Source organism: Aminobacter anthyllidis (assembly GCF_018555685.1).
In the GTDB taxonomy this organism is placed as follows: domain Bacteria; phylum Pseudomonadota; class Alphaproteobacteria; order Rhizobiales; family Rhizobiaceae; genus Aminobacter; species Aminobacter anthyllidis.
Map to the genome: position 1 here is coordinate 100962 of NZ_JAFLWW010000008.1, position 11416 is coordinate 112377.

At 63.0% G+C, this 11416-nt stretch carries 12 protein-coding genes; 4 read left to right on the forward strand and 8 right to left on the reverse strand.

Going from position 1 to position 11416, the window contains the following annotated elements:
- Window positions 1–9: 9 nt before the first annotated feature.
- Window positions 10–396, reverse strand: a complete 387-nt coding sequence (omp10, locus tag J1C56_RS24450) for an outer membrane lipoprotein Omp10 (protein ID WP_214392606.1) — start codon at window positions 394–396, stop codon at window positions 10–12.
- A gap of 260 nt (window positions 397–656) precedes the next feature.
- Between omp10 and J1C56_RS24455 the strand changes: the two genes are divergently transcribed.
- Genes J1C56_RS24455 through J1C56_RS24465 form a run of 3 tightly spaced genes read left to right on the forward strand, consistent with a single transcriptional unit; the run spans window position 657 to window position 2921 of the window.
- Window positions 657–2093 carry a PTS galactitol transporter subunit IIC gene (locus tag J1C56_RS24455; RefSeq protein ID WP_214392607.1) on the forward strand — a complete coding sequence of 479 codons (1437 nt, stop codon included), beginning with the start codon at window positions 657–659 and terminating at the stop codon, window positions 2091–2093.
- Window positions 2094–2150: 57 nt separating this feature from the next.
- Window positions 2151–2612 carry a PTS sugar transporter subunit IIA gene (locus J1C56_RS24460; protein WP_214392608.1) on the forward strand — a complete coding sequence of 154 codons (462 nt, stop codon included), beginning with the start codon at window positions 2151–2153 and terminating at the stop codon, window positions 2610–2612.
- A gap of 21 nt (window positions 2613–2633) precedes the next feature.
- Window positions 2634–2921: a PTS sugar transporter subunit IIB gene (locus J1C56_RS24465; RefSeq protein WP_214392609.1), complete on the forward strand. Its 288-nt coding sequence runs from the start codon at window positions 2634–2636 to the stop codon at window positions 2919–2921.
- Window positions 2922–2990: 69 nt separating this feature from the next.
- On the opposite strand, the gene J1C56_RS24470 is transcribed toward J1C56_RS24465, so the two are convergent.
- The 7 genes from J1C56_RS24470 to J1C56_RS24495 all read right to left on the reverse strand — a co-directional run bounded on the left by J1C56_RS24470 (window position 2991) and on the right by J1C56_RS24495 (window position 9765).
- The gene (locus J1C56_RS24470; RefSeq protein ID WP_214392610.1) at window positions 2991–4436 is read right to left on the reverse strand and encodes a homospermidine synthase; all 1446 of its coding nucleotides are present in this window, start codon (window positions 4434–4436) and stop codon (window positions 2991–2993) included.
- 140 nt (window positions 4437–4576) lie between these two features.
- Window positions 4577–5509, reverse strand: a complete 933-nt coding sequence (locus J1C56_RS24475) for a heme-dependent oxidative N-demethylase family protein (protein WP_338001501.1) — start codon at window positions 5507–5509, stop codon at window positions 4577–4579.
- The gene (locus J1C56_RS33065; protein WP_246591894.1) at window positions 5491–5790 is read right to left on the reverse strand and encodes a type II toxin-antitoxin system RelE/ParE family toxin; all 300 of its coding nucleotides are present in this window, start codon (window positions 5788–5790) and stop codon (window positions 5491–5493) included. Before J1C56_RS33065 ends, J1C56_RS24475 begins: the two co-directional genes overlap by 19 nt.
- On the reverse strand, window positions 5787–6068 hold the full coding sequence (locus tag J1C56_RS24480; protein ID WP_214392612.1) for a CopG family ribbon-helix-helix protein: 282 nt from the start codon (window positions 6066–6068) through the stop codon (window positions 5787–5789). The genes J1C56_RS33065 and J1C56_RS24480 overlap by 4 nt, the downstream gene beginning before the upstream one ends.
- Before the next feature lie 59 nt (window positions 6069–6127).
- Window positions 6128–6796: an aminotransferase class IV family protein gene (locus J1C56_RS24485; RefSeq protein WP_214392613.1), complete on the reverse strand. Its 669-nt coding sequence runs from the start codon at window positions 6794–6796 to the stop codon at window positions 6128–6130.
- Window positions 6745–7899: an aminodeoxychorismate synthase component I gene (locus J1C56_RS24490; protein WP_214392614.1), complete on the reverse strand. Its 1155-nt coding sequence runs from the start codon at window positions 7897–7899 to the stop codon at window positions 6745–6747. Before J1C56_RS24490 ends, J1C56_RS24485 begins: the two co-directional genes overlap by 52 nt.
- A 30-nt stretch (window positions 7900–7929) precedes the next feature.
- The gene (locus J1C56_RS24495) at window positions 7930–9765 is read right to left on the reverse strand and encodes a M3 family oligoendopeptidase (protein WP_214392615.1); all 1836 of its coding nucleotides are present in this window, start codon (window positions 9763–9765) and stop codon (window positions 7930–7932) included.
- A 143-nt stretch (window positions 9766–9908) separates the two neighbouring features.
- Between J1C56_RS24495 and J1C56_RS24500 the strand changes: the two genes are divergently transcribed.
- Entirely contained in the window at window positions 9909–11414 is a 1506-nt protein-coding gene (locus J1C56_RS24500; RefSeq protein WP_214392616.1) for a sigma-54-dependent transcriptional regulator, read from the forward strand.
- Window positions 11415–11416: the final 2 nt, after the last annotated feature.

Consider the following 11416-nt stretch of genomic DNA (forward strand, 5'->3'; position numbering starts at 1 on the left):
CGAATTAGGTCAGGCCGTGCGCCTGGTGAGGGTGAATTGCTGGCCAGCGGAGCTGGTGCAGTTCAGCTGGTTGGCCGAGATCAGCAGGCAGTTGAAGCTGATCGGCGACTGGCGGATCAGCGAGGTGCCGTTGATCTGCACCGAATTGGCGCCGGTCAGGATGTAGGTGCCGTCGGAAAGCTTCTGGCCTGTGTCGGTCGCCACCGTCTGGAACGAGCCGCCGGCAAAGGTCGAAAGTCCGGTGCCCTTGGCGTCGAGCCATGCACCCTCGACACCCGAGGGGGCGGGCCTCACGCCACCGCCCGAAGATCCGCCGCCGCTGGTCGAGCAGCCGGCAATGGCGGCCGCAAGCAAGGCAAGCACTCCGGCCGAAGCAATTTTGCGCGAAGTCGTCATGAAAGAATCCTCTCCTCAGTCCGCAGCCTTCAATCGCCCGATTTGGCTTTGAAGGCAAGGCTTTGCGCGCCGGCATCGTCGATCAGACGATTGTAAACAGGTGGTCGCGATAGTCCATTCGATCGCCGCAATACCTTAACGAGACCGGTGAGGCCGATTGACAGGCTGCGCAATCGATGCAACTTTCGTACATTGTTAAACACAAATGTTCTCGGCGAGGGATGCGCCGGGAATGGCTTGACGTCTTTGGGGAGGCTTACATGGACGCGTTTTTGACCGGCCTTAAATCGGCCGTGGATACGCTTGGGGCAACAGTTCTGCTGCCCGTCGTCATTTTCATCATCGCTGTGGTTCTCGGCGCCAAGGTGGGCAGGGCGTTTCGCGCCGCCGTCACCATCGGCGTCGCTTTCATCGGCATCAATCTTGTGCTCGGGCTGATGCTCGGGTCGATCGGCGACGTCGCCAAGGCGATCGTCACCAACACCGGCATCCAGCGCGACATCGTCGATGTCGGTTGGCCTTCGGCCGCGGCAATCGCCTTCGGCTCGTCCGTTGGCCTTTGGGTCATTCCGATCGGCATCGCCGTCAACATCGCGCTGCTCCTGCTGCGCCTGACGCGCACGCTCAACGTCGACGTCTGGAACTTCTGGCACTTCGCCTTCGTCGGCTCGCTGGCCACTGCCGCCACCGGCAGCCTGGGCTACGGCCTGGCGGTCGCGGCACTGGTCGCAGCCCTTGCTTTGCTGTTCGCCGACTGGTCGGCACGCGCCGTGCAGCAGTTCTACGGCATTCCCGGCGTGTCGGTGCCGCATCTGGCGTCGGCGCAGATCCTGCCGATCGCCATCGTGCTGAACTGGGTGATGGACCGCATTCCCGGCATCAACAAGATCAACATCTCGACCGAAACCATCGAAAAGCGCTTCGGCGTCTTCGGCGAACCTGTCGTGCTCGGCCTGATCATCGGCCTCGTGCTTGGCCTGATCGCCTACTACAACGCCGGTGATTTCGGCACTGTACTGTCCAAGGTGCTGACCACCGGCATGACGCTGGCCGCCGTGATGCTGCTGCTGCCGCGCATGGTCAAGGTCTTGATGGAGGGCCTGCTGCCGGTGTCCGACGCCGCCCAGGAGTTTGTCCGCAAGCGCACCGGCGACCGCGAGTTGCTCGTCGGCCTCGACTCGGCGATCCTGATCGGCCATCCGGCCGCGATCTCGTCGTCGCTGATCCTGGTGCCGATCGCCATCGTGCTGTCGATCATCCTGCCCGGCAACCGTGTCATCCTGTTCGCCGACCTTGCCGTCATTCCGTTCATCGTTGCGATGACGGCGCCGCTGCTCAAGGGCAACGTCTTCCGCATGGTGATCGTCGGCACGGTCACGCTGGCGCTCGGCTTCTACGTCGCCAACGCACTGGCGCCGCTGTTCACCAGCGCCGCCGTCTCGTCCGGCTTCGAGATGCCGGCCAATGCGGTGCAGATCACTTCGGTGGTCGACGGCTTCCTGTGGATCCCTTACGTGATCATCGAAGCGATCCAGGGCCTCGCCATTGCTGGCTTGGTACTGCTCGCCGCTGTGATCGCCCTGCTGTTTGTCCTCTACCGTCGCAACAGCGCGGCCTGGGAGCGCGCGGCAGGTGCCGAGGATGAAGCCGAGGAGGCAGCCCCTGCCATCCGCGCCAAGGCATCGGCCAGCGCCTGATATCGAAAACCCGAACCGGCGGCACGTGCCGCCGGTTTCGGATACTGGAGCATGTGAATGGCGCGAGCCCTGATGAATTTTCTCGACCCCCAAGCCATCGCCCTGGGGGTTGAGGCACAAGACAACGAAGCTGTCATTCGCCTGCTTGCCGGCAAGCTAGAGGCGCTTGGCTACGTCAAGGGTTCCTACGCGGACGCAGTGGTCAAGCGCGAGGCGACGATGCCGACCGGCCTGCCACTCGGCTATGCCTTGAATGTCGCGATCCCGCACACCGATCCGGAACATGTGCTGAAGCCGGGCATCGCGCTTGCCGTGCTCGAACAGCCGGTCAACTTTGCCAACATGGAAGACCCCGACGAGGCTGTTCCGGTGGGCTTCGTGTTTCTCCTTGCCATCAATGACAAGGACAAGCAGATAGATATGCTTCAGGAGATCATGGATACGATCCAGAGCGAGGCGGCACTTGCCAGCCTCAGAAACGCCAAGACGATCGAAGACATCGCCGCGGTGATCGGCTAGCCACAGGAAGGGACATATCAGATGGCCAAACAGAAGACCGTTCTCTTTGCCTGCGGCACCGGCGTCGCCACCTCGACGGCCGTCAACGCGGCAGTCACCGAAGCCATGAAGGCACGTGGGCTGACCTTCAACGCCATGCAGTGCAAGGCAACCGAAGTACCGAGCCTCGCCGACAGTGTCGATCTGGTCGTTTCGACGACGCCGATCTCGGCGTCGGTGACGGTTCCGGTGATCAAGGGGCTCGCCTTCCTGACCGGCATCGGCAAGGACAAGGCGCTCGACGATATCGAGGCCGAGCTTCGCAAGTAATCGCAGCCTTCAATCCTTCAAACAAAAAGGGCGCCAAACGGCGCCCTTTTCTTTTCAGCCTTCTGTTGCTCAGCGCACCAGGATGTTGCGGAACTGCCAGGGGTCGTCCTTGTCGAGGTCCTCCTCGAACAGGCCGGGGCGGCCGTCGAGAGGCGTCCAGTCGGTGTAGTGGCCCTTGACCGGTCCGAGATACTGCTTTTGCACTTCAAGGCAGCGCTTGTAGTCGACCTCGTCGGCTTCGACGATGCCGGCTTCCGGGTTCTCGAGTGCCCAGACCATGCCGGCGAGCACCGCCGAGGTCACCTGCAAGCCGGTCGCGTTCTGGTAGGGCGCGAGCTTGCGCGCCTGTTCGAGCGTCAGCTGCGAGCCGTACCAGTAGGCGTTCTTGTCGTGGCCATAAAGCAGCACGCCGAGCTCGTCGGAACCATCGACCAGCTCGGTTTCATCGAGCACGTGATGAACGGGCTGCGCCTTGCCGGCCGCGCCGAACATCTCGTGCAGCGACAGCACCGCGTCGTTGCATGGATGGTAGGCGTAATGGCAGGTCGGACGGTAGGTCACCTTGCCCTTCTTCGAGCGCACGGTGAAGAAGTCGGAGATCGAGATCGCCTCATTGTGGGTGACAAGGAAGCCGTATTGCGGGCCAGGGGTCGGGCACCAGGTGCGGACGCGCGTGTTGGCGCCTGGCTGTTCCAGATAGATCGCCGCCTTGTTGCCATGCTTGAACTTCTTGGCGTTCTTGGGCTTCCAGTTCTCGTGCGTGCCCCAGCCAAGTTCGGCCGGCTGCAGGCCTTCGGAGATGAAGCCTTCGACCGACCATGTGTTCCAGAACACGTTCATCGGCTTGGGGTTCTTGGTGCGCTGGGTGTCACGCTCGGCGATGTGGATGCCCTTGACGCCGGCCTTCTTCATCAGCGCGGCCCAACCCTCACGGTCGCTGGTCGCGGGCTCCTCGAATTCGAGGCCGAGATCCCTTGAAAGGTTGACCAGCGCCTGCTTGACGAACCACGAGACCATGCCCGGATTGGCGCCGCAGGTCGAAACGGCGGTGGTGCCGCCGGGATGCTTGCGCCGTTCGGCCAGAAGCGTTTCGCGCAGCGCATAGTTGGTGCGCTCGTCATTGCCGGCATCGCTGTTGAAATAGAAGCCGAGCCATGGCTCGATGACGGTGTCGACATAGAGCGTGCCGAGCTTGCGGCACAGATGCATGAGCTCCACCGAGCCGGTGTCGACCGACAGGTTGACGCAGAAGCCCTGGCCGCCGCCATTGGTCAGCAGGGGCGTCAGAAGCTCCTTGTAATTGTCCTTGGTTACCGCCTCCTGGATGAATTTGATGCCGCGCTCATCCGCGAGTTTACGGTTCTCGTCGCTGGGATCGATGATCACCATGCGCGACTTGTCGAACTTGAAATGGCGTTCAATGAGGGGGAGAGTTCCGCGACCGATCGAGCCAAAGCCGATCATCACAACAGGACCAGTAATCTCACCGTAAACAGGCCATTTTTCATTCGCCATTTTTTATGGCACTCCTTCTCACACTAAAAGAGCCGGGCCCCAATTGACCCGGCTTCAACGGCTAAACCATACATGCTTGTCACAATAAAGCGAATCCGGCTTCCCATATCCTGTAGGAAGCGGACGTTATGCCGCTATTCTTAGCCGGCAGAGGCGATGCCGTTGAGGAATCCGACCAGCCTGTCGCGGTCGGCGGCAAGGCCCTTGTAGTCGAGCTGGTCGTGGTCGAGAGCCAACAATTGCTCGGCGAAGGAGGCGGCGAGTTGCGCCCGGTCCGGGTTGCGCGCGAGCACCGCCAGCGGGTCGAGATAGATGCGTATGGTGAACAGGATATCGCCTGTAACAGGCAGCTTCCTTAGGGTCTGCCGCTCGACGCGGATGAAGGCGTGGGCAGCGACGTCGGCACCGGGAAAGGTCGAATCCGCTTCGACCGAACGGGCCAGGCGCTGCCGGTCGGAGAGCGGATGGTAGAGCGAGCCATCGGCCTGGATCGACCAGTTGAAACGCTCGACCAGCACCGCGAGCTTGTCGAACATGCGTGCGATCAGTTCGGCCATGCGGGTCCCTGGTCCGAAGCCCGGTACCGGGCCGTGGATGTCGTGGATCGCCTTGCCGAATTTCTCGGTGAGCCGCCATGACGAGGGAAAGCACAGCGAACCGGCGGTGAGCCGCCAGCCATTTTCGCCCTGACGCATCAGGATCAGGTCTTCCTGGACGAGCTTCGAGGCAGCGATCAGAGGGTTGTCACCCGCGTTGGCGACGTCGACCACTCTGTCAGTGCCGCCGATGATGCAGCGCCCGCCCTCCAGGCGATAGGTCTCGGGATAGCGCTCGATCAGATGCGCGACCAGGAGGTCGAGCACTTCCTGCTGTGCCGCGCGCGTATCCGGCTCGGCGACGAAGACCTTGTCGGGGATCGTCGCGTAGAGCCGGTTCTTTTCCGAGAGGTAGGCCTCAAGGTGGCTGTCCAGCTCGATCCAGTCGCGCGGCTCGGCCTGCTTCAGTCCGATGGCGAAAGGTTTTGAGGTGCCGTCGTAAGGCGTATGCGTGGGGATCACAGGGTGGTCGGCCACTGCGGTGGGCGGTTGCGCCGCGTGTGATAGACGCGAAGCACTTCGATGTTGCCGTCCTTGATGCGGTACGGAATGAAATAGGGCAGGTCGGGCACGGCGCATTCGCGGACCGATTCACGACCGGCAGTCGGGCGGCCGATGTCGGGCCGTTCCTCGATCAGCCGCAGCGCCTTGATAATGCGTTCGCCGACCTTCTGCGCCATCTCGGGATCGTCAGCGGCAATAGTGGTGCGGAGTTCGGCGAGATAGCGGACGGCACGGGGAAGGATGCGTAGCGTCATGTCTGGGGGGCACCGGCTTCGGGGGCTGGCAACTCACTGTCCGTGCCCCATGATGCGAGCCAATCCGCCACGGTTTCGCCCGGCACAAAATTGCCTTCATCGGCCTCGCGTTCGGCCTCGCGGACGCTGGCGAGATAGGCCTGCTGGTCGCCCACGTAAGCCGCCACTGCTTCCTTGATGATGAAGGCGCGCGAGCGTCTTGTCAGCGTCGCATAATCGTCTACTTCGCTGCGCAGATCGTCGGGCAGACTGATAGAGAATTTGGATTCGCTGGCCATGTTCAGGCTCTACAAATGCACCTGGAGACAATGTAGTCGACTATGGCGGTGAGTCAAACCTAACCTCGCGCCAGCTTTACGGCGATCAACCCGCGTAGCGAATTTCCGACCCACAGTCTTGATGCGCTGTTGAGGTCATCTAAGCTCAAGGTTGTCTCGACCGCTTCGCCTCGCGCAAGCATTTCGCCGCGCAAAACCCCGGCAAGCAGTCCGCAGGCAAGTGCAGGCGTCCGGAGCGGCCCGCCGTCGCCGAAATCGACAAAAATGCTGGTTATGGTGCCTTCGCAGACGTTTCCTGCCTGGTTGAGCAGGATCATTTCGTCCGCCTTTTCGCGGGAAAACTCGGCGCGGGCGCGGTCATAGGCTTCCCGGCGCGTCGTCTTGTGGCGCAGCAGCTCGTTCGAGCTGTTGAGACGCGCTTCGGCGATGCGAATCGTCCACACGGCATCGGGCGCAAGCGGTGCAAATGGCTCTGTGGTGACGTCGGTGCTGCCATCCGGTGAAAGGGCGAGCCGGACACGCAAGGCGAAATCTCCAGCAGCCGCGCGCTTCAGGCTCTGTTCGACGCTTTCGCGGTCAAAACTGAAGCCCAGTGCTTCCGACGAAGCCTTGAGCCGTGCAAGGTGGAGCTCGCCGCGCAGGAAGCCGCCAACCGGCTCCCAGCGCATTGTCTCGATCAGTTCGAAGCCGGCACCGTGCCCGTGGCGAAGCGCGCTTTCAGAAGACATTCCGCATACTCCGACTCCGCGGTCGAATCGAACACCACGCCGCCGCCGACATTGTAGACGGCCTCGCCGTCGTCATGCAGCGTGATGGTGCGGATCGCCACCGAAAACCGCATCGTGCCGCCGGGCGCTATCCAGCCGATGGCGCCGCAATAGACATCGCGCGGGGTGCTTTCCAGCTCGCGCAGGATCTCCATGGCGCGGATCTTCGGCGCGCCGGTGATCGAGCCACATGGGAACAGTGCGGCGAAGACTTGTTCGATGCTGAGGCCGGGCAGCAGTTTGGCGCGCACGGTACTCACCATCTGGTGCACGGTCGGATAGCTTTCAATGCGGAACAGTTCGGGCACATCGAGCGTGCCGACCTCGCTGATCAGCGAGATGTCGTTGCGCAGCAGGTCGACGATCATGCGGTTTTCCGCCTGGTTCTTCTCGTCGTTGCGCAGGAAGTCCCGGAGTTCGGCGTCCTGCTTGGGCGTCTTGCCGCGCGGGGCGGTGCCCTTCATCGGATGGGTCTCGATCCAGCCCTGGCTGTCGATCTCGAAGAACAGCTCCGGCGAGCGCGACAGCACCACAGGGCCACCAAGCGAGACCAGCGAGCCGTATTTCACCGGCTGGCGGGCGATCAGCGCGTCGAAGGCGTCGAGCGGGGTGCCCGACCACTGCGCATGGACCGGAAAGGTCAGGTTGGCCTGGTAGCAGTCGCCCTGGCGCAGGTGCTGATGCAGCTTCTGGAACCGGCGCTCATAGTCGGCCTGCGACCATGTCGCCTTGGCATCGAAGATCGGCCCATTGGTGACGGGCTCGCGTGACGGCGCGCGGTCGCGGTCCGAGGGCTGGTCGAACACGCCAAGGCAGACCAGCGGCGTGCGCCGCCCCTCCGGCAAAAGCGGCCGGAGTTTCGGTTCGAGCAGATAGCCGGCCTCGTAGGAGAAATAGCCGGCGAGCCATTTGCCTTGCTCATGCGCCTTCTGCGCGGCCTGCAATGCCGGGAAGAAATCGGTCGCGTCATGCGCAACGATGATCTCGCGTGGTGCCTCAAACAGCACCTCGCGGCCGGCGGGGTCGTCCCTGAACAGAACGAAGGGAGATTGGGGACCAGTCATGATTTCAGTCGCCTGGGAAAGTGCTGGAGCTCAGTCCAGCGCTTCCAGTTCGTCGATGAGGCTGCTGATGACGGCGAGCCCCTTCTGCCAGAAGGCGGGATCGGTGGCGTCGAGGCCGAACGGTTTCAAAAGCTCCGAATGATGCTTGGTGCCTCCGGCGCGCAGCATCTCGAAATACTTGTCCTGAAAACCGCGCTCGGCGTTCTGGTAGACCGCGTAGAGCGAGTTCACCAGGCAGTCGCCGAAGGCATAGGCATAGACGTAGAAGGGCGAGTGGATGAAGTGCGGGATGTACGACCAGAACACCTCGTAGCCTTCGCGCAGCTTGATCGCCGGCCCGAGGCTCTCGGCCTGCACCTCGAGCCAGAACTGGCCGAGCTGGTCGGAGGTCAGTTCGCCGTTCTTGCGCTCGGAGTGCACCTTGCGCTCGAACTCGTAGAAGGCGATCTGGCGCACGACCGTGTTGATCATGTCCTCGACCTTCTGCGCCAGCATCGCCTTGCGCTCGCGCTTGTCGGTGGTGCGGTCGAGCAGCGAGCGGAAGGTCAGCATCTCGCCGAACACGCTTGCCGTCTCGGCCAGCGTCAGCGGTGTCGAGGCCATCAACGCACCCTGGCCGGCGGCCAGCACCTGGTGCACGCCGTGGCCGAGCTCGTGGGCCAGGGTCATGACGTCGCGCGGCTTGCCCATGTAGTTGAGCAGCACGTAAGGGTGCGCAGAAGGCACTGTCGGATGGGCGAAGGCGCCGGGTGCCTTGCCCGGTCGCACCGGCGCGTCGATCCAGCGGCGATCGAAGAAATCGCGCGCGATCTCGGCCATTTCAGGCGAAAAGCGCTGGTAGGCGGTCAGCACTGTATCCTTGGCCTCATCCCAGCCGATCATCGCCTGCGGCGTCTCGGGCAGCGGCGCGTTGCGATCCCAGTGGTTCATCACCTCCATGCCGAGCCACTTGGCCTTCATCTTGTAGTAGCGATGCGACAGGCGCGGATAGGCCTCGCGAACGGCGGCGGCGAGCGCATCGACGACCTCGCGCTCAACGCGGTTGGCGAGGTGGCGCGAGTCAGCGATGTCTTCGAAGCCGCGCCAGCGGTCGGAAATCTCCTTGTCCTTGGACAAGGTGTTGGTGATCAGCGTGAAGACGCGCTGGTTCTTGCGGAACGTCGCGGCAAGCGCGTCGGACGCCGCCTTGCGGATCTCGCCGTCGGGATCCTGGAGCATGTTCAGCGCCGGCTCGAGCGCCAGCTCCTCACCGCCGATGTTGAAGCGCAAATCGGTCATGGTTTCGTCGAACAGCCGGTTCCAGGCGCCGCGCCCGGTGATCGACTTTTCGTGGAACAGTTGCTCGACCCGGTCTTCGAGCTGGTAGGGCTTGTCCTTCCTGAGATCGAGTACCCAGGGGCGGTAGTGGCCGAAGGCGGGATCGGTATCGAGCGCATCGAGGATCAGCGCATCGTCGACGAGGTTGAGTTCGAGCGCGAAGAACAAAAGATGCGCGCTGGCGTCCGTCATTTTTTCCTGCACGTCGCCGTAAAGCTTGGAGCGCTTGGGATCGGACGTGTCGCCAGCATAGACGAGCCCGGCATAGGAGACCACGCGGCCGACCAGCTCCTCCAGCGCCTCATAGGTGCGCATCGCCTCGCCAAGCTTGCCGGCGGAACCGCGCCCGGCCTCTATGGCAAGGGTGCCCTTCCAGCGCGCCTCGAAGGCAACCGCATCGTTCGACGCCTTTTCCAGGTCGCGAGCCAGCTCCGGCGCATCCATGCCGGAATAGAGGTCGGCAAGATCCCATTCGGGCAGATCGCCCAGCCCTGCCGCGCTTCCGGCGGAGGCGGTGGCCGACATCTGTTGCCCGGAATTCCAACGCATCGCGTCTTCCTTTTTACTGCTCATTTGCCGGTTTGATTCAATCCTAAGGGATTCGTTCACCGGCTTTCTTGAAACCTTATTTAGAACCCTGTGCCAGGATGATCCACATCCAATCAGCAGCTGCGGGCATATTGCGGACATTCATGGCAGGTTCGATTCTCATAGTCGATGACGATCCCGTCCAACGTCGCCTTGTCGACGCGGCGGTGACGAAATTTGGCCATACCGCAATGGCTGTCGATGGCGGCGAGGCCGCGTTGCGCGTCCTCGACGGCCCGCGCGCCGGCGAGATCGGCGTGATCATTCTCGACCTCTCCATGCCCGGGCTCGACGGTATCGGCGTGCTCAAGGCGATGCGCGAGCGAGGCATCGCACTTCCCGTCATCGTCCAGACCGCGCAAGGCGGCATCGAGACAGTGGTCTCGGCGATGCGCAACGGCGCCTTCGACTTCGTCGTCAAGCCGGCCTCGCCGGACAGGCTGCTGGCGGCGATCGCCAACGCGCTCAAGGTCGAGGCAGTCGAGGATCAGGTCCGGCGCACGGCGCGCCGCGGCAGCGGCTTGCTGACCTTCCGCGACATGGTCACCCGAAGCCCGGCCATGGACCGGGTCATCCGGCTCGGCCAGAAGGCGTCGGCATCCAACATTCCGATCCTGATCGAGGGCGAATCGGGTGTCGGCAAGGAACTCGTCGCCCGTGCCATCCAGGGCTCCGGCGACCGCCGTTCGAAACCCTTCGTCACCGTCAATTGCGGCGCCATTCCCGACAATCTTGTCGAGAGCATCCTGTTCGGCCACGAGAAGGGCTCGTTCACCGGTGCCACCGACAAGCATGCGGGCAAGTTTGTCGAAGCCAATAACGGCACGCTTTTTCTCGACGAGATCGGCGACCTGCCGCTCGACGTGCAGGTCAAGCTTTTGCGCGCGGTCCAGGAAGGCGAGGTCGACCCGGTCGGCGGCCGCTCGACGGTCAAGGTCGACATCCGGCTGATCTCGGCGACGCACCGCAACCTCCTGCAGCAGGTCAAGGACGGCAAGTTCCGCGAGGACCTGTTCTACCGGCTCAACGTCTATCCGATCTTCGTGCCGCCGCTGCGCGACCGCCGCGACGACATTCCGCTGCTGGTCAGCCATTTCATTTCACGCGTCGCGCCGGCAAGCCCGCATGGCCGGATCCCGATGATCTCGGAAAACGCGCTGGCGCTGCTTCAGGCCTATGACTGGCCTGGCAACATTCGCCAGCTGGAAAATGCGGTGTTCCGAGCATGCGTTCTGTCCGAAGGCGATGTGCTCACCGAAGACGAGTTCCCGCAGATCCGCGCGCAGGTCGAGGGCGTCGTCGATCTCGGTGGCGATGCGGCGCCTGTGGTTGCGGATGGCGGTGCCGACAAGTTCGTGCCAACGCCGGTGCTGTCCTCGGCGCCGGAGCGCGTCCGGCCGGGAACGCTGCGCGCGCTCGACGAGCGCGGCAATGTCCGCCCGCTCGCCGATGTCGAATTCGAGATGATCCGGCTGGCCATCGACCACTACAACGGCCAGATGAGCGAGGTCGCCCGGCGGCTGGGAATCGGCCGCTCGACGCTGTATCGTAAGCTCAAGGAATACGGCATCGATCCCGAGACCGGTCGCAGCGAACGACTCGCCTCTTGATA